At 58.6% G+C, this 18,700-nt stretch carries 13 protein-coding genes and 1 tRNA gene; 5 read left to right on the forward strand and 9 right to left on the reverse strand.

The annotated features are described in order from the left end of the window. Positions 1 to 36: 36 nt before the first annotated feature. On the reverse strand, positions 37 to 1,194 hold the full coding sequence (locus tag ACW9UO_RS02805) for a pyridoxal phosphate-dependent aminotransferase (RefSeq protein ID WP_457087471.1): 1,158 nt from the start codon (positions 1,192 to 1,194) through the stop codon (positions 37 to 39). Between the two features lie 56 nt (positions 1,195 to 1,250). On the opposite strand from ACW9UO_RS02805, the gene ACW9UO_RS02810 reads away from it, so the two are divergent. After that, positions 1,251 to 2,561 (forward strand): M48 family metalloprotease, encoded by a 1,311-nt coding sequence (locus tag ACW9UO_RS02810; protein ID WP_457087472.1) that lies wholly within the window; start codon positions 1,251 to 1,253, stop codon positions 2,559 to 2,561. 30 nt (positions 2,562 to 2,591) lie between these two features. Next, the gene (locus tag ACW9UO_RS02815) at positions 2,592 to 3,341 is read left to right on the forward strand and encodes a DsbA family protein (RefSeq protein WP_457087473.1); all 750 of its coding nucleotides are present in this window, start codon (positions 2,592 to 2,594) and stop codon (positions 3,339 to 3,341) included. 85 nt (positions 3,342 to 3,426) lie between these two features. On the opposite strand, the gene ispG is transcribed toward ACW9UO_RS02815, so the two are convergent. The 3 genes from ispG to hemA all read right to left on the reverse strand — a co-directional run bounded on the left by ispG (position 3,427) and on the right by hemA (position 7,256). Next, positions 3,427 to 4,551, reverse strand: a complete 1,125-nt coding sequence (gene ispG / locus ACW9UO_RS02820; protein WP_457087474.1) for a flavodoxin-dependent (E)-4-hydroxy-3-methylbut-2-enyl-diphosphate synthase — start codon at positions 4,549 to 4,551, stop codon at positions 3,427 to 3,429. 71 nt (positions 4,552 to 4,622) lie between these two features. After that, on the reverse strand, positions 4,623 to 5,891 hold the full coding sequence (locus tag ACW9UO_RS02825) for a helix-turn-helix domain-containing protein (protein WP_457087475.1): 1,269 nt from the start codon (positions 5,889 to 5,891) through the stop codon (positions 4,623 to 4,625). Between the two features lie 141 nt (positions 5,892 to 6,032). After that, positions 6,033 to 7,256, reverse strand: coding sequence for a 5-aminolevulinate synthase (gene hemA, locus ACW9UO_RS02830; protein WP_457088591.1), 1,224 nt, complete (start codon positions 7,254 to 7,256; stop codon positions 6,033 to 6,035). A 228-nt stretch (positions 7,257 to 7,484) separates the two neighbouring features. Here hemA and ACW9UO_RS02835 point away from each other — a divergent pair, with 228 nt between their 5' ends. After that, positions 7,485 to 8,867, forward strand: a complete 1,383-nt coding sequence (locus ACW9UO_RS02835; RefSeq protein ID WP_457087476.1) for a M20/M25/M40 family metallo-hydrolase — start codon at positions 7,485 to 7,487, stop codon at positions 8,865 to 8,867. A 181-nt stretch (positions 8,868 to 9,048) separates the two neighbouring features. Here ACW9UO_RS02835 and ACW9UO_RS02840 read toward each other — a convergent pair whose 3' ends face one another. Together ACW9UO_RS02840 and ACW9UO_RS02845 are read right to left on the reverse strand one after the other, a co-directional pair. After that, on the reverse strand, positions 9,049 to 10,614 hold the full coding sequence (locus ACW9UO_RS02840; protein ID WP_457087477.1) for a patatin-like phospholipase family protein: 1,566 nt from the start codon (positions 10,612 to 10,614) through the stop codon (positions 9,049 to 9,051). Positions 10,615 to 10,886: 272 nt separating this feature from the next. Then, positions 10,887 to 11,759 (reverse strand): glycosyltransferase family 2 protein, encoded by an 873-nt coding sequence (locus tag ACW9UO_RS02845; protein ID WP_457087478.1) that lies wholly within the window; start codon positions 11,757 to 11,759, stop codon positions 10,887 to 10,889. 75 nt (positions 11,760 to 11,834) lie between these two features. On the opposite strand from ACW9UO_RS02845, the gene ACW9UO_RS02850 reads away from it, so the two are divergent. Next, the gene (locus ACW9UO_RS02850; RefSeq protein WP_457087479.1) at positions 11,835 to 12,590 is read left to right on the forward strand and encodes a hypothetical protein; all 756 of its coding nucleotides are present in this window, start codon (positions 11,835 to 11,837) and stop codon (positions 12,588 to 12,590) included. A gap of 99 nt (positions 12,591 to 12,689) precedes the next feature. On the opposite strand, the gene ACW9UO_RS02855 is transcribed toward ACW9UO_RS02850, so the two are convergent. Together ACW9UO_RS02855 and ACW9UO_RS02860 are read right to left on the reverse strand one after the other, a co-directional pair. After that, a tRNA-Asp gene (locus ACW9UO_RS02855) sits at positions 12,690 to 12,766 on the reverse strand. A gap of 119 nt (positions 12,767 to 12,885) precedes the next feature. Further along, complete coding sequence (locus tag ACW9UO_RS02860) at positions 12,886 to 13,590, reverse strand: hypothetical protein (RefSeq protein WP_457087480.1); 705 nt, start codon at positions 13,588 to 13,590, stop codon at positions 12,886 to 12,888. Positions 13,591 to 13,850: 260 nt separating this feature from the next. On the opposite strand from ACW9UO_RS02860, the gene ACW9UO_RS02865 reads away from it, so the two are divergent. After that, complete coding sequence (locus tag ACW9UO_RS02865; RefSeq protein WP_457087481.1) at positions 13,851 to 17,120, forward strand: chemotaxis protein CheB; 3,270 nt, start codon at positions 13,851 to 13,853, stop codon at positions 17,118 to 17,120. A 158-nt stretch (positions 17,121 to 17,278) separates the two neighbouring features. Here the strand turns inward: ACW9UO_RS02865 and ACW9UO_RS02870 are convergent, their stop codons facing one another. Next, positions 17,279 to 18,328 carry a fatty acid desaturase gene (locus ACW9UO_RS02870; protein ID WP_457087482.1) on the reverse strand — a complete coding sequence of 350 codons (1,050 nt, stop codon included), beginning with the start codon at positions 18,326 to 18,328 and terminating at the stop codon, positions 17,279 to 17,281. Between the last annotated feature and the right edge of the window lie 372 nt (positions 18,329 to 18,700).

The following is an 18,700-nucleotide window of genomic DNA, read 5'->3' on the forward strand; positions in this document are numbered from 1 at the left end:
ACGCGCAGACGAATTTTCAAAAATTCGTTAGAAAATTCATCGAAGAATTTTCCCCCGCGCCTGCATAAACGTCTTCAACCGGCTCAAACCTTCGCGAATGTCCGCGGTCGAGCGCGCATAGGAAAACCGCAAGGTGCCGCCCCCCCGCAAAGGGTCGAAATCCAGCCCCGGCGTCACCGCCACCCCGGCCTCGTCCAGAATTTCACGCGAAAACACGAGGCTGTCGTCGGTGAGATGGCTGACATCGGCGTAGACATAAAACGCCCCATCGGGCGGCGCGATCCGGTCAAACCCCGCCTGCGGCAGCCCCTCCAGCATCAGCCGCCGGTTCTCGGCATAGACCGCGAGATTGCCGCGCAATTCTTCGTCGCAATCCATAGCGGCCAAGGCCGCCACCTGCGCCACATGCGGCGCGCAGATGAACATGTTCTGCGCCAACCGCTCGATCTTGCGCACATGGTCTTGGGGCACCACCATCCAGCCAACCCGCCAGCCCGTCATCGAAAAATACTTCGAAAACGAGTTGATCACATAGCAGTCGTCGGTGATTTCCAGCGCCGTCACCGCCTTGGCCTCATATTCGATGCCGTGGTAAATCTCGTCCGAGATAAACGCCGCGCCCTTGGCCTGACAGGCCTCGATCAGGGCGGTCATCGCGGCCCGGTCTAGCATGGTGCCGGTGGGATTGGCCGGCGAGGCCACCATCAGCCCCTGAATATCCATCGCCGCGAAATCATCCGGCACCGGTTGCAAACGGTTCTCGCTCCGCGTCGGCAAGTCCACCGGCTCTAGCGACAAGGCGCTGAGGATCTGGCGATAGCTGGGATAGCCCGGCGCGCCGATCGCCACCCTGTCGCCCGCATCAAACAGCGCGGTGAACGCCAACAAAAAGGCCCCCGAAGAGCCCGGCGTCACAATCACGCGGGCCGGATCGAGCGTCACGCCGTACCAATCGGCGTAAAGCCGCGCAATCCGCGCCCGCAACGCCGGCAGGCCCAAGGCCACCGTATAGCCCATCGGATCGTCGCGCATCGCGCCCGCCACCGCGTCCAATGCGCCTTGTGGCGCAGGGGTTCCGGGCTGGCCCACCTCCATATGGATGATGTGGCGACCCGTGGCCTCGGCCTGTCGTGCGGCCTCCATCACATCCATCACAATGAAGGGATCAACTTCGCCGCGCCTTGAGTCTCGCATTCATCTCTCCCAAACTCTGCCAAATCCGGTTTTCCGGGATCAAGGCAGGCAGGTCAATGCAGATACTTAGAACCCTTGCGGCATCCCTTGCAGTCTGGGCCGTGCTGACGCTGCCCGCTGCGGCGCGCGGGCTGATCCGCGATGCGGATGTGGAATATGCACTGGCCCAAATCGCGGCACCGGTGCTGCGCGCCGCCGGATTGCCCGGCTCGACCCGCATTCTGATCATCAACGACAGTTCGCTGAACGCCTTTGTTGCCGACACCCAGCACATCTTTGTCAACGCCGGTCTGATCATGAAACTGACCAGCGCCGAAGCCCTGCAGTACGTCATCGCCCATGAGGCCGCGCATATCGCGAATGGCCACCTCGCCCGCCGCGCCGGCAATATGCGCGCCGCCCGCACCGCCGCCGGATTGGGCCTTGTCCTCGCCGCGGCCGCCGCCGCATCCGGTGCCCCCAGCGTGGCCACCGGCATTGCCGCAGGCAGCCAAAGCGCCGCGCTGCGCCAGCTTTTGTCGCACACCCGCGCCGAGGAAAGCTCGGCTGACATCACGGCCCTGCGCAGTCTCACAAGCGCCGGGATCGATCCCCAAGGGGCAATCGACGTCCACGACATCTTTCGCGGCCAAGAGGCGCTCTCGGCCGGGCGGCAAGACCCCTACATGCGCTCGCACCCGCTCACGCGCGACCGGCTGCGGGCGGCGCAGGCGTTTATCGCAGGCAACAAAACTGCCCCCCGCGACGATCCCGGCGCGGACTATTGGTTTGACCGAGCCAATGGCAAGCTCTCGGCCTTTCTGCGGGCCCCCGGCTGGACCCTCCGGCGTGCCAACAGCAGCGTCAGCAAGGATATCGCACTGATGCGGCAGGCCGTGGCCCATCATCGCTCATCAAACCTAAAGAAATCGTTAGCGGCCATCGACGCCGCGCTCGCCATGCGGCCAAAAGATTCGCTTTATCTTGAGCTTAAAGGCCAGATCCTGCTGGAAAGCCGGCAATTTGGCCAAGCTGTGCAGGTCTATCGGCAGGCCGCCGCAATGGCCCCGAACCAGCCGCTTATTCTTGGCGGTTTGGGCCGGGCGCAACTGGCCGCAGGCGACCCCGCTGGCGCGCTCACCACATTGGAAAAGGCCCGCAGCCGCGATTTCCGCGACCCGCGCATCCTGCGCGATCTGGCGGTGGCTTATGCCAAAACCGGCAACAACGGCATGGCCTCATTGGTCACCGCCGAACGCTATGCGCTGCAGGGCCAGATGAAAGACGCAAGATTACATGCCACCCGCGCCGAGGGGCTTTTGCCCAACGGCTCCGGCCCTTGGCGGCGGGCGCAGGATGTGCTTTCTGCCACCAGAAGCCTGCGTTAGCGGCCAAGATATAATAGACAGGGAACCCTAATGAAACGTTTACTCAAGACCACCGCCCTCGCCCTCACCCTTGCCACCCCGGCGCTGGCCACCGATCTTACCGAGATGACCGACGCCGAACGCGAGATTTTCCGCGAGGAAGTGCGCGCCTTTCTGATGGATGATCCGCAGGTGATCATCGACGCCGTCAACGAGCTTGAGCGCCAGAAAGCCGCCGCTCAGGATGGCCAGGACGAAGACCTGATCGCCAACAATCACGCGGCGATTTTCAACGACGGTGTGAGCCATGTCGGCGGCAATCCCGACGGCGATATCACCCTTGTCGAATTTGTCGATTACCGTTGCGGTTATTGCCGCAAGGCGCATGACGAGGTGCATGAGCTGATCAAAACCGACGGCAATATTCGCTTCATTACCAAAGAGTTCCCGATCCTTGGACCTGACAGCCTTGAAAGCGCGAAGTTCGCCATCGCGGTGCGTGATGTCGCCGGGGACGAAGCCTATGTCGCGGCCAATGACACGCTGATCCGGTTCAACGGCAGCGTCACCGAAGCCGCATTGCGCAAAATTGCCGAGACGCTCGAGGTCGACGCCGATGCCGTGATCGCGCGCATGAACGACGACGAGGTGACGCAGATCATCGCCGACACCCGCGCGCTGGCGCAAAAGCTAAAGATCAATGGCACGCCGACCTTCGTGCTCGAAGACACCATGCTGCGCGGCTACCTGCCGCTTGAAGGCATGCGGCAGATGGTCGATCAGACCCGGCAAGACGGGTGATCGCGGCGCTCTAATGCAAAACGGCCGGGCGTGTCACAACGCCCGGCCGCCAAATTAACCTTAAAAGCCGACCGGTTGCAGAAGATTATTCCGCCGCCTGCGCCTCGCGCGCATCAATCTCAGCGGCCTTTTTCTCAACCTCTTCAATGATGTGCTCGACCATCTGCTCGTTCGACATCTTGTGGCTTGCCTTGCCCGCCAGATAGACCATGCCATTGCCAGCACCGCCGCCGGTAAAACCGACATCGGTCATCAACGCCTCACCGGGGCCATTCACCACACAGCCGATAATCGACAGGCTCATCGGCGTCTTGATATGCTCGAGCCGCTGTTCCAAAGTCTCGACCGTCTTGATCACGTCAAAGCCCTGACGCGCACACGACGGACAAGAAATGATGTTCACCCCCCGGTGCCGCAGTCCGAGCGATTTCAGGATCTCAAAGCCAACCTTGACCTCTTCGACCGGGTCCGCCGACAGGCTCACCCGGATGGTATCGCCGATCCCCATCCACAGCAGGTTGCCCATGCCAATCGCGCTTTTGATCGTGCCCGAGGTCAGCCCGCCCGCCTCGGTGATGCCCAGGTGGATCGGGGCGTCTGTCGCCTCGGCCAAAGCCTGATAGGCCGCTGCGGCCATAAAGACATCCGAGGCTTTGCAGGAGATCTTGAACTCGTGAAAATCGTTGTCTTGCAATAGCTTAATATGGTCGAGCCCTGATTCCACCATCGCCTCGGGTGTCGGCTCACCGTATTTGTCGAGCAGGTGCTTTTCGAGCGATCCGGCGTTCACCCCGATCCGCATCGAACAGCCATGATCGCGCGCCGCCTTGATCACGTCGCGCACCCGCTCTTCAGAGCCGATGTTGCCCGGATTGATCCGCAAACAGGCCGCGCCAGCCTCGGCGGCTTCGATCCCGCGTTTGTAGTGGAAATGGATGTCGGCCACCAAAGGCACCGGGCTCTCGCGACAGATCTCTTTCATCGCCTTGGCCGACGCTTCATCTGGCACCGAGACCCGCACGATATCCGCCCCGGCATCGGCCGCGCGAATGATCTGGTCCAAAGTGCCCTTCACATCGGTCGTCACCGTGTTGGTCATAGTCTGCACCGAAATCGGCGCATCGCCCCCGACCGGAACATTGCCCACCATGATCTGGCGGCTTTTACGGCGATAAATATTGCGCCACGGACGGATGTGATTGAGGCTCATCGGGACATTCCTGCAAATAGCGGTACTTGCCCTGCAACCTAGTCAGGACGTCTGACAATGCAATGTGTTGATTATTCGCTGGCCGGTGCTGTCGGCGCTGCGGCCACACGCAGATTGAGCTGCGCGACCATCTTTTCCAGATCGCCGTCGTTGGCCGGATCGGCGGCCTGATAGCGCTCGGTCAAGCTGGCGGCTGCCAAAGCCACGTTCGACGTGACCGCACCGCGCGGACCGGCGGGGCCATAGGTCTGGCCATTGACGGCAAAGTAAATCGCCCCTGAGGCCCCCACGCGAAGCGTCGCCGCCTCGTCGGTTTGCGGCACTTGATAGGTATCGCCGGCGTTCATCACGCCCTCGAACAACACGCTGCCCTCAGCCGAGCGCACACGCACCCAAGCCGGACGCACCGCGACAAGCTGCACACCCGGTTTCGGCGCTTCTAGCACCTGCGGCAGAATGCTTTCGATGGCCTGCTGCAACGGCACATCCCCCGAGGCTTCGGCGCTCGCTGTTTCGAGCATCGGCGCACGCGCACGGGCCGCATTGGCAAAGCTGCCCACGCGCGAAGGATCAAGCGTCGAGATCGGCGCATCGCGCGCGATCATCACCGGCACATCAAGCGCCTGTGGGCGATACAACCGGTCGAGCGGCTCGGGCACCGGCGGGGCAAACACCCCTGCGGCGCGAATTTCATCCGGATCGGCATCCTCGGGCAGCACACGGCCCGCCCCTTCAAGAGGGTCAAGCTCGGCGAGCGCAATCGGCGTCTGATCCACCGGCGTCAACTGCACCCGCTGAATTTCCTGCAACACGCTCCAACCGCCATAGCCGATCCCGGCAATCAGCGTCAGCAACACCAGCATCGAGCCGATGGCACCCGGTTCGACACGGGCAAACACGCTCTCGCCGCCCGGTACAAACGGCATGTTGGGATCTTTGAACAGATCGCGCTCGCCCTTGATCTGCGATGATTTCACCCGCCCCGACTTGCGCTGGGTCGATGCCTTTTCAGACATGCCATGCGCGGTGCTGAACCCGCTTTCGCTACAGAATTTGCGGAACGTCAGGTCCGGATCCATGTTCAGATAGCGCGCATAAGAGCGCACATACCCGGCAATAAATCCAGGCGTATCAAAGGCTTCGGGGTCACAGTTCTCGATTGCGGCGATGTAAGAGGCTTTGATCCGGAGTTCGCGCTGCACATCAAGGAGCGATTTGCCCATCGTCGCACGCTCGCCGCGCATCACGTCGCCAAGACGCAGAGCGAAGTCGTCAAAGCCTTTTGGGCTGACGTTCTCGTCTTGCGCACCTGCGCCGCGCTTTGATCTGCGCCCAATCATCCGATCTGCCCCGCCTTTCCGCCGTCCCGATTTAGCCCATCACCCCATAGGCCAACCTTCTCAGGTTCAGGACGATTCGTATCATCCTGTTAATAGGCCAAGATTAACACGTAACAAGACTAAGATCAGGTAAAAACCTAGTCAGGCGGATAGGTCGGCGCGATTCAGCGCACAATGCGACCACAGGCCATCCATCGCGCTGACAAGGGCGTCCATTTCCTTGGGTCCGTGTACCGGCGAGGGCGTGAAGCGCAGCCGCTCTGTGCCACGCGGGACGGTGGGGAAATTGATCGGCTGGACGTAAATACCGTATGTTTCCAACAGCATATCCGACAGCTTTTTGGTGTGGACCGGGTCGCCCACGATCACCGGAACGATGTGACTGCCGTGATCGATGATCGGCAGGCCCATACCCTTGAGCCGCAGCTTAAGGATCTTGGCCTGCGTCTGGTGCCGCTCGCGCAATCCTTGGTCGGTCTTGAGGTGTTTCACACTCGCCGCAGCCCCGGCCGCCACGGCGGGCGGGATCGAGGTGGTAAAGATGAAGCCCGGCGCATAAGACCTTATGGCATCACACATTTTCGAACTTGCGGCGATATAGCCACCCATCACACCATAGGCCTTGGCGAGGGTGCCGTTGATGATATCAAGCCGGTGCATCAGCTGGTCACGTTCGGCCACGCCAGCGCCGCGCGGGCCATACATGCCCACCGCGTGCACCTCATCAATATAGGTCAGCGCGCCAAATTCATCCGCGAGATCGCAAAGCGCCTCAATCGGCCCAAAATCGCCATCCATCGAATAAATCGATTCAAATGCGATCAATTTAGGCGCCGCAGGATCATCCGCCTCAAGCAGTTCGCGCAGATGCTCAACGTCATTATGACGGAAAATCCGCTTGGCCCCGCCATTGCGGCGCACGCCTTCGATCATCGAGGCATGGTTCAGCGCGTCGGAATAAATAATCAGCCCCGGAAACAGCTTCGGCAGCGTGCTCAACGTCGCGTCATTGGCGATATAGGCCGAGGTGAACAGCAGCGCCGATTCCTTGCCATGCAGATCGGCAAGTTCGGCTTCAAGCCGCTTGTGATACACCGTGGTGCCCGAGATATTCCGCGTCCCGCCCGAGCCTGCGCCTGTCGCCTCAATCGCCTCATGCATCGCCGCGAGCACAGCCGGATGCTGCCCCATGCCAAGGTAATCGTTGCCACACCACACGGTGATCGGCTTTTCGCTGCCATCAGGCTTGCGCCACACAGCATGCGGGAAATGGCCCTGCTTACGCTCAATATCGATGAACGTCCGGTACCGGCCCTCGTCATGCAGACGGTTCAAAGCATCGTCGAGCTTCGCGGTATAATCCATAGTCTGGCTCACCGGAGCACCTCCCTTTGCGTGGGGCATCTTAGCCCTGCGTTTGAACCCCACAGTCCGAAAACCGTCAAATTCACGTTCCTGAATACCTACAACGAGTTTCCCCGTCTGACAACCACTACTAAAGATGACCCATCGACGCAGCTTTGATCTATGTCAAAGGTCACTGGACAGTCGTTTCGTGTTGGCTAGTGTCTGACGCTGAAAGGAAACCTCCCCATGGATATCTCCCCCGTTCTGGCCCGAATCGACGCTGACCTCAATGCGGCATCTGACCGCTTGAAAGAGCTTCTTCGGATTCAATCAATTTCCACCGATCCGGCCTATGCCGAGCAATGCCAGCACGCCGCTGACTGGCTGGTGGCCGATCTGAGGTCCATCGGGGCCGAGGTCTCCAAACGCGCCACCCCCGGCCACCCAATGGTCGTGGGCCACATTGGCGAAGGTGCCCCCCACCTGCTGTTCTACGGCCACTACGATGTCCAACCGGTCGACCCTCTCGATCTCTGGCACAACGATCCCTTCGATCCGCAAATCGAAGACACCCCTGACGGAAAAGTGATCCGGGGCCGCGGCACATCTGACGACAAAGGCCAGCTCATGACCTTTATCGAGGCCTGCCGCGCCTGGATCGCCACCCACGGCAAACTCCCCTGCAAGATCACCTTCTTTTTCGAGGGCGAAGAGGAATCCGGCTCCCCCTCCCTCATCCCCTTCATGCAGGCCAACGCTGACGAGCTGAAATCCGACGTCGCCCTGATCTGTGACACCGGCATGATCAACCCCGACACCCCCGGCATCGTCACCATGCTGCGCGGGCTCTTGGGCGAAGAGCTCACCATCACCGGCCCCGACAAAGACCTGCACTCCGGCATGTTCGGCGGCATCGCAATGAACCCGATCCGCGTGCTCTCGCGCGTCCTCGCCGGGCTGCACGATGACACCGGCCGCGTCACTCTGCCCGGCTTTTACGACGGCGTGCCCGAACTCCCCGCCGAGGTCCGCGCCCAGTGGGAGGCACTCGGCGACCCGGCCGAGACCGCCTGCAACTTCCTCAACGCCGTCGGCCTGTCGCATCCCGCAGGCGAAAACACCCGCACCGGGCAAGAGATGATCTGGTCGCGCCCCACCTGTGACGTCAACGGCATCTGGGGCGGCTACACCGGCGCGGGCTTCAAAACCGTGCTGCCCTCCGAGGCCCACGCCAAACTGAGCTTCCGCCTCGTCGGCCAACAAGACCCCCACGCCATCCGCGAGGCCTTCCGCGCCTACGTCACCGCCGCGCTGCCGCCCGATTGCAAAGTCACCTTCAAGGCCCACGGCGCCTCGCCTGCGGCCACAATGGACACCTCCTCGCCGCTGTTCGAAGCGGCGCGCCAAGCGCTGACGGACGAATGGCCAAACCCGGCGGTGTTCGCGGGCTGCGGCGGCTCCATCCCCATCGCGGGCTATTTTGGCGACTACCTCGACATGCCCGCCATGTTGATTGGCTTTGGATTGGACGACGACCAGATCCACTCCCCCAACGAGAAATATGCGCTGAGGAGCTTTCACAAGGGAATGCGGAGCTGGGTTCGGGTGTTGGGGAAACTGGTGAACTAGGGCTGACCTTGCAGGTTACACTACATCGGTTCAAAAACCTGCGTCGGTAAAGATAAGGGCCGCCCCACCGGGCGACCCTCAAAGGCTCTATTCGAGCGATTCTTTATATAATTGTGTCAATAGGCAGAGACATTTTTTCCTCCTGCTCGATGCGAAGACGATATGTCGTACGCATCGCTAACTAAACACCGATATCTTGTTCAATCAAGACACCGCATGAGCAACGACCTTTGACGTTGCGAACGCGCCACCCAACATATCGGAACCCGGGCTCAGAGCGCAACCAAGTTTGATGCTCCTCCAACTCGTCATGAGTCATAGAACGCCCGACCTCCCAGTTAAGTTCCGAAGCGCTCAGATCATCCGGCGGCGCGTGACACCTGTGCAGGTTATTCCTTAAATCACTTAGATTAAGATTAGGGAAAGATTTTGGCAAGATTAGAACAAAATCCTGAACCTCAATTTCATCATCTCGATGAGCTTCTGAACGCATCCACTCAGTACGCCCAACCGATTTCAAGTCTTCCATCAATCCTTTTTGATGAGTGGTCATCATGCTCACAGTTATGGGGCCGCACTCTGATAAATGAACATCGTCGAGGATAACACATAACCGATGAACGCTCACGCCGTCTTCAAAGCTCGAAGACACTTCGAAAGTCGCAGGTAGGAGTCTCTCACTACTGTCATAGACTCTACAAGAAATTTCGTTGGTCAATCTAGGGTCAGATCCTTTGGAAATGCCGATCCGGAAGAACTGGATACTTCCGCCCGTAGGCTCAATTTCAACTCTCTTTATTTGAATGTCGGGATTTTTGCTACGACCGTCGGGTAAGTTAAATAAACAGTTCGCCTTGCAGGCTATTACACCATTAATTACCCGATAAGGATCACGCCGCTTAATGGCATCGAACGTAGTACCGATGAAGTTCTGCATTTGAGCCATGCGATCCCCATGAGCCAAAAGCGACGACTTGTTATGGAAATCTTCGAGGCCAGAACGTATCCGCGTTTTGCATTTATCTACCACTTCCTCTCTGAAAGCATCATCCTTCAGGGAGATGAGTGCATCGGCAAAATTCAAAGTCCCGAATAGAGACGGTAACTCACAGACGTACCCTCCCGAATTGAGGATTCGTATTTTCGCCTCATTCACCGCGTTATCTATCATCGACTCGACAATTGACCGAGAGAAAGAAAGCAAGCCATCATATTGCTTTTCACTACCGTTCTGAAAAGAAAAGGCAAGTGTATGTGCGCTCGCATCCGCGAACACCGACTGATCTAATAAGTTGGCCATCACACCACCATCAGCTAAGTACGATCCGTTGCCGTACGAACGAAAGACAAATGGTATAGAGCAAGAGTCAGTAACAGCCTCCTCTAGCGGTTTCGAATTTTCTTTATGAAAAATTACAGGCTTCGACCGTTTGATATCGGCAGCGCAAATCCTCAAAGGATACACTGCGTCCTTGAATAACATCGCTCGATCGCCAATTGAGAAAAAGGATCGAATGATATTTTCCAGATTTCTTTCATCCAAAAGCGCACCGCCAAATGCAAGCTTCTTAAAAATGCCGAACTTCGTGCTGGGTAGTTGAAAGCTTTGAATATTATCGCCTGACAGCCTAACTATCTTTTGGATAAGCTCAGGATTTGGAGAAGGGTGCGCAAGGCAGACTGCGGCGATCGACCCAGCCGACGTTCCAGCGACTTCCGTAATCTTCAGGAAGCCCTCATCGCTCAACTCTCCTAGTGCTTCGACTGCGCACAAGAGTGTAGCCAAATTGGCCCCTCCACCTTGAAAAATGCAATTGACTTTCAATTGTTTGATCCCGCCGCGCCTAAAAGCCTTTTTGATATACTACCGGATCAATTTATGCAAGATTAGCTTTCCAGTTCTCGTTCACGGGCAAGGGATAATGCAAAACATCTTTGAAACAAAGCGGTCAAAAACCTTATATTAACCATCTGTTAACAAACCAAAAAATGTTTCGCGCGCGAAACATTTTCGATCCCTCACAGGAGTCCACAAAATCGGTCCGGCAGCGCCATAATCCGATCACTCTCCTCCCGGTCGAACTGCCAGAATCCGGTCTCCCCCCGCGCTTTCCAGCTTCGGTGCATTCCCCGCCGCACCCCGGTCAAATCAAACGGCGCCACCTCCTGCGCGGAAAACGCGTCAAACACCGCCCGGTCTTCGCCCCGCGCCTCGGCAAACCAGTGCCGCCCAATCGACGCCGCCTGCACATCGCCGCCCACTTCTTCGGTCACCGCATTACGCCGGTTCATCGTTTCGACGTAGTTCCCAAAGTCACAGAACTTCAGGTGAAACAGCAAAAGCGCGTCCGGCGTGTGCAATTTCGAGCTCTGCGTAAAATGCCCCCCCCGCGCGATTTTCGTCCCCAGCGAAATCACGCAAGGCTTAGAATAATGCGCCGCCACCCGCACAAACCGTCGCGGCCCCAAAACGTGATCCGCAATCGCCTCTCGCTCCTCCTCAACCCGGTGCACCACCTCAAGCCCCACCGGCGTCAGCACCCGCCGAATGGGCGTTTCGCGCAGAAACTCCAGCAGGCCAGCCCCGTGGTCCGGATCCACCACCAGCAGCTCATCAACATCGCCGACAATCACATGGTCATAATAACACCGCAGCCCCTGCACCGTGTTGTTGAGCAGCCGCCAGCGTTTCATATCAAAGTTGGGATGCGGATCGCCCGGAATGCCAATCACATTGCACCCCTCTGCCAGCTGCGAAACCTCGGCCCCGCGCCCGTGGTTGATGATATAGCAATTCTCGCGCCCCAGCGTCTCGCCGTAGTGGCGCAGCCACGCCTTGAGAAAGAACGCATCGTCACGCACCATTGTCAGCGCGGCGGCGGTTGTCTGCATGTCACTTGTCCTGCTCTTGCGCGGGTCTACGTGCCCGGTTACGACTTTGATCACAGACTAACTGGTAACCCCCCGATGCGCGACACAATCCTCACTGATCTGGCCACCAAAGGCTGGGCCATCCGCCACTCTGGCCCCGCGCCCAAGCGGTTTCAGGTCATGGGCGAACGCTCGTCCGGTACAAATTTTATCAAACGTCTGATCGACGGCAACACCTGGCTGGGAAATTCCGAAGCCCTCGGCTGGAAACATGGCGTGCCGGCGATGATGGCGATTCCGGCGGATTTCACCGTGGTCTGCGTGTTTCGCGCCGCCGACCGCTGGGCCGTGTCGATGCACGCCAAACCCTGGCACACCCGCCCGCCGATGCAGGCGCTGCCGTTTTCTGAGTTTATCCGCGCCCCTTGGGACACGCGGGTGGATCGGCCGCGCTATTTCCCCTGGTGCGATGAACCGGAATATCGCGGACAGCCGTTGCAGGCGGATCGGCATCCGATCACGGGCGCAATGTTTAACGATTTGTTCGAGCTGCGTGCGGTGAAAATGGCGACGCTTCTAAGCTTTGCGATTCGTCATTCATCCTGTGTGTTTGTGCGCATGGAGGCGGCGCAGGCGGCCCCCGAGACCTTTTTGCACGATCTGCGCCAATCGCTTGCCCTGCCCGCGACAGAGAGCGCCTATAAGCCGGTGACAAAGCGGCTGGGGGCGAAGTTCAAGCCAGCGGTCATGACCCGGCCCGAAACACCCGCCACAATGCCCGAAGCGGATCTGGACTGGATGCGCACACGCCTTGATCTGGGGATCGAAAAGGCCATGGGCTATCGCTACTAACACCCTGTGGCTGTTCACATCCTATAGCGACCAATACCCCGGTGCCCCCGATGCCCAAGGGCGCGGCGGAGGCGTTTTATCTATAACCTGAAGGGTAAGTGGCGCGGTTGACGGGGCTCGAACCCGCGACCTCCGGCGTGACAGGCCGGCACTCTAACCAGCTGAGCTACAACCGCGCATGAGCCGCTGATTAGGCCACACGGCAGAGGGCGTCAACGCCTAAAATGCAAGTTTTGGGAGTGTTTTTTCCAAGCGGCACAGAACGGCTGTGATCGCGGTGAGATTTGCGCCCAGGTCACTCTGCATTCGTCCCGGCGTAGACAATCTGTTTTTGGCTCTCGAGCATAAGGTCTTCGCGCATGAAGATCATTTTCTCGGTTCTAAACCGGTCTAACCCGTCGACATAGCGTTTGATCAGTTCGATCTGGAATTTGATTTCCTGCGACTTCTCGCTCAGCGATTTGCCGAAATCGCCCATCTGCTTGCCCGCGTTGATCAGGCCGAGCTCGGCAGCGTTGCACAGATCGAGCAGCGGCATGGCAATATCCGCGAGCACAGAAGAAGAGGTCTGGGCATTCTGATCATGGTTGAAATCGTCAAACCCGATGTTGGGGCTGAACACCTGATTGATGCCGCCAAGGAAAAACTGGAATCGGAAGATGATGTTAAAGGTGCCATCCTCCCCCCGCATCGTCACAAGCTGCGCGCCGGCCAGCACAAGGCCCGGCATTTCGAGGATAAAAGACGGCAGGGCAACCACTTCGGTGTCTTGCAACGTCAATTTACCAAGACACTCTTCAAGCGCGATGGCGACGTCTTTGGAAAACACATCGCGCAGGTTCGCCGCATCGTTGAATGACATCCGGTTGCGAAACTGGCTTTGTTTGACTTCGCAGGAGCGCACCATCGGTGGCTGCCCCACAGAGGCCCGCATGTTGACGATGAATTTTCTCGAGCCGACATCCTTTTGTCGCGTGGTCGTGTCAAGGGCGTTGGGCATCGTTGGATCTCCAGGAACAGGGGTAAGGCAATGTATTCGTCCGTTGGAATCGAGATATAGAGCCGCATGGTTGAGGAAGTGTGAAATCAGGGGGGCAGTTTTTTCGCCGGTTCTAAGAACAATTTGCTGCGAAATAACCAATAATTCATAACCCTGTGCACAACCGGCCTGCACTCATCCCGCCCTAGGGTTACTTTAAGCTGTAGCCACTCGCCTGTTTACTGCGCTATGCATATGGTATCTGACAAGGGGTATGCTCGGTGAACGAAGTTGCGACTGAAAAGCTTACGATTGTCGGCGTGGGGTCATCCGCCGGGGGGCTAGAGGCCATTCGCGAGCTGGTGGCCACCCTGCCCGTCAATGTGCCGGTCTCTTATGTTGTGGTTCAGCACATGTCGCCCCACCACAAAAGCCTGATGACAGAGTTGGTTGCCCGCCAAACTCATCTTTTGGTTGAGAATGTCGAAGACGGGATACGGCCGCAGGCCAATGTGGTGTATATCACCCCGCCGAAAACCGATGTGATCTTTGCCGACGGTAAGTTGCGGTTGGTGGATCCGAGCGATCATCCGGCCAATCCCAAACCCTCGGTTGACCGATTTCTGCTTAGTCTCGCAGAGGCGCACGGCGAAAATTCGATGGCGATCATCCTGTCGGGCACTGGCAGTGACGGCGCATACGGCGTGCAGGCGATCCGCGAGGCCGGTGGCATCACCATCGCCCAAGACGCCGAGAGCGCGAAATACGATGGCATGCCGCAGTCCGCGGTTCAGACCGGCTGTGTCGATCTTATTCTGCGGCCGGTTGAAATTGGCACCCATCTGCAAAAGATCCTGACATCTCCGCGTGATTTCAAGGAGTTCCGCAAGGGATCGTTGAAAGAAGCGCCGCTGTCGGACCTGCTGCATATCCTGCTGGCGCGCACGCGGGTGGATTTTCGCGACTACAAGCAAACCACCATTGGCCGCCGGATTGAACGGCGCATGGTGGCGCTGGGGATCGAAACCCAGGAGGAATACACCCAATTTTGCCGCAACAACCCGCATGCGGTGGACGCGCTGTTCAAGGATCTGCTGATCTCGGTCACGCGGTTTTTCCGCGACAAGGAGGCGTTTCAACAGCTTGAGGAACTGCTGCCGCAGATGATCGAAGACCACGGCGATGGCCCGCTGCGGGTCTGGATTGCGGGCTGTGCCACCGGGGAAGAGGCGTATTCGATCGCGATGCTGTTGTCCGAGGCGCTTGGCGGGCCGAAGGTCGCGCTTAAATCGCAGGTGCAGATCTTTGCGACGGATATCGACAAGAATGCGTTGAAGGTGGCGCGCAATGGGATTTACGGCATTGCCGCGTTGAATGACATTCCCAAGGAATTGGCCGATAAATACCTGATCCACGTTAATGATGGCGTGCGGGTGGTGGAGAATCTGCGCAATGCTGTGCTGTTTTCCGATCACAACGTCTGTCAGGATCCACCGTTTCAGAAGGTCGATCTCATTTGTTGCCGCAATCTGCTGATCTATTTTGGCAATAACCTGCAACAAAAGGTCATGTCGCGGTTTCATTATTCAATGAATCCGGATGGGATGATGTTTCTGGGCACCGCCGAAAGCGTTGCGGGTTCGGAAGAGTTGTTTGTGCATCAACGCGGCACCGCGCATGTGTTTCGCAAGCGGGTGCTGAACAAATCGCGGGCGCTCACCTATAATATGCCGAATTTGGGGAATATGACCTCAAAGGCGGCGGCCAAGAATGTGGTCGATCATGGCCCCTCGACCGATCGGCAATTGTTTGAGGCACTGGCGCAGTCGCTGGGCAAGAATTCACTGCTGGTGACGGATGACTATTCGATTGTCCGGGTCTACGGCAGCATCAGCCCGTTCATCGAGATGAATTCCTCGAGCAGTCTCAAGATGCATCTCGACCTGTTGCGCAGCCCCCTGCGGGAAGAGGCGCGCAGTCTGATCACCATCGCGCTTAAGAACGGCAAGCACCGCGCCGGGGTGCGGCATCTGTTGACCGAGACGGACCAGGAAGAGGTCCGGCTTGATGTCTATCCGATCATCGCCAAGGACATCAACGAACGCGCCGCGCTGGTGGTGTTTTCGCCGATCAAGGTGGATCGCGCCCATATCTCGCGCAGTGTCAGCGAGATTGAGGGCGATTCCGTCGCCTCGGAACGCATTCTCACGTTGGAGAATGAGGTCGCGACCACGCGGGAAGCCTTGCAGCAGACGATTGAAGAGCTGGAAACCTCGAACGAGGAATTGCAATCGCTCAACGAGGAACTGCAATCGACCAACGAAGAGTTGCAGGCCACCAACGAAGAGTTGGAAACCTCGAATGAAGAGCTGCAATCGACCAATGAAGAGCTGATCACCGTTAACGAGGAATTGCAGGTCACGGCATCCGAACTCAGCGGCCGCACGGGCGAGCTTACCTCGGTGCTGCAAAGCACGCCGCTGGCGATCATCGTCACCGACAGCGCGCTCCAGATCACCCAGGCCACTGTGGCGGCCTCGGAGCTGTTCCACATCAAGCGCCCGATCACCCGGCCCCATATCAGCCAGTGTGAACTGCCCGACGGCTATCCCAGCCTTGCGCCGATCTGTATCGAGGCGCTCAAGCTCGGGCAGACCGTTGCCCAACAGGTCACGTCCCTTGGCAAGCGGGTGCTGATCAGTTGCTCGCCCTACTTCGACAGTCAGGGCCAGATCCTTGGGCTGACGATGGTGGTGGTGACAACCGATTTCCCCGCCCTCGCGCGCGAAATGGACATGATCCTCGATTCTCCGCATTTCCTGATCATGCACCGCAACCGCGACGGAGAGATCCTGCGCATCAGCGAGTCTTCGGCCCAAACCCTCGGGCTTTCTCGCAGCGATGCCATCGGCAGGAACATCAAGGATCTGGTGGGTGACTCCGCCGGACAGCAGCTGATCAACGAAGACCGTGCCTTTTTGGAAAGCGGCAAGGATATTTCGGTCAGCGAATTCCGACTGAACGCACAGGACCCTGCGGCAGCAAAACGGCTGAGCCTGACCCGTATTCCGTTCACGCAAAACGATGGGCAGACGCCGTCGGTCTATTCCTTTGCCTATGATTTGACCGAGATCATGAATGCCAAGGACGAGGCCAACGAACTGGCCGACCGATTGAAGTTTCTGCAAGAGATGGCCAACGTCGGATACTGGCAGATCGATCTTCGCACCAACGCGATGACCTGGTCGAGCGAGGTTTTCAAGATCCACGGGATGGAACCGCGCGAGCACGCCCCTGACATTGACGAGGGCCTGACCTATTACCACCCCGACGACATTGAGCCGATCCAAACCATGCTGGCAAAGGTGATCGAAGACGGTGGTGAGTTTCAGTTTATCAAGCGTTTGATCCGCGCCGACAAGACCGTCGTTCGGGTGGAAAGCCACGGGGTGAGCGTGAAAGACGCCTCGGGCGAGGTGATCAAACTGGCCGGGATTTTCCGCGAGGCGCATCACTCATCGGACCTGCCCGAGCTGCCCACTCCGAGCTAAGCGAAGCTCCTAGCAGGGCCGCTGCGCCCTGCTACCGGACATCAACACCACCAAAAGCAAAACGCCCCGGTCCCTCTGATGAGGCACCGGGGCGTTTTGTTTTCAGGCTCGGCCAGTCACGTCTAGGCAGCGAGGCCTAGCCAGTAAGGCTTAGCCGGTCAACTTTGCGCGGTCGGGCGCATCAAAGCGCGCACTTGGCGGAACGACAGCAGGCTTCTGGTCTCTTCGTCCCACAGATGCAGCTTGGCGCAGGCCAGGCTCTCGCGGATGGTCAGGCGGTTGCCCTCTTCCAGTGCCGAATGATTGCGCAGCACTTCGGGCAGGCGATAAAACGGCACCCGGCTGTGCAGGTGGTGCACATGGTGAATGCCGATATTGGCGGTCATCCATTGCAGCACCGACGGCATGACATAATGCGAGCTGCCGTGCAGCGCGGCCTCATGCAGGTGCCAGTCTTCTTCCTGTTCCCAATGCGAGGTCTCGAAATTGTGCTGCACATAGAACAGCCAGACCCCTGCGGTGGCCGCAAGCAGCGTCGAGGGCAGGAAGATCAGCAGAATTGGCGCCAACCCGTGGAAGTAGTAAAACAGCGACAGCACGATCAGGATCACCGCATTGGTGCTCATCGCGCTGATCCAATAGCGCGCCTTGTCCATCAGACCAAGCGGCACCCGGTTTTGCAGAAAGAACAGGTATCCCGGTCCAAGGCCGAACATCACCACCGGATTCCGGTAGAGGCGATAGACCAGACGGCTCAGCGGCGAGCTGTCGCGATATTCCGCCACGGTGAGAGTGTGGATGTCGCCAATGCCGCGCCGCCCCAGATTGCCCGAAGAGCTGTGGTGGATCGAATGCGTGCGCCGCCAGACGTCATAAGGTGTGAGCGTCAGCACGCCGAGCACCCGCCCGACCCAATCGCTTACCGTGCGATTGGCGAAAAACGACCCGTGGCCGCAATCATGCTGGATGGCGAACAGCCGCAGCAAAAAGCCGGCGTTGAGAATCGAGATCGCGAAGGTCAGCCAATAGCTGACCGACATTGCCCACCAGGCCAGAACCCAAAGGCCGACAAAGGGGCCGACGGTGATGACCACCTCGAACCAACTGCGCAAGGCACTTGGTTCGCGGTAATTTGAGAGAATCTTGACCCAGTCTTTTGCGTCCTGAGTCTCGGATTGGTGCCCTGAAGGCTCGATTTGCTCGAACATGCGCCTGCTTTTGATATTTGTGTAGCGGCTTCATAGCCGAACAATGCGCCAAGGCAAATCCCAAGAGTGGTCTTAGAACGCAGGTGTGATCAGATTTTCGCCTATTGTGCGGCGTTTTGCCCTGTCGTGGCCGCTCTATAAGGCCTGTTGCAGAAAGTCTGTGTCAAACTGTGTCAAAATGCCTGAGGCAGAGCGCCGGTTCCAAACGGCCTGAGACAGACGGCCTGTGCCAGGCGGCCTGAGACAGACGGCCTGTGCCAGTCGCCCCTGTGCCAGACGGCCTCGAGTCAGAAGGCCGCGAGTCAGAAGGCCTCGAGTCAGAGCGCCCGTTCCAAAAGGCCCGCGCCCGACGCCCCGTTCCAGAAATGCACG

This window comes from Marinovum sedimenti (assembly GCF_054052205.1).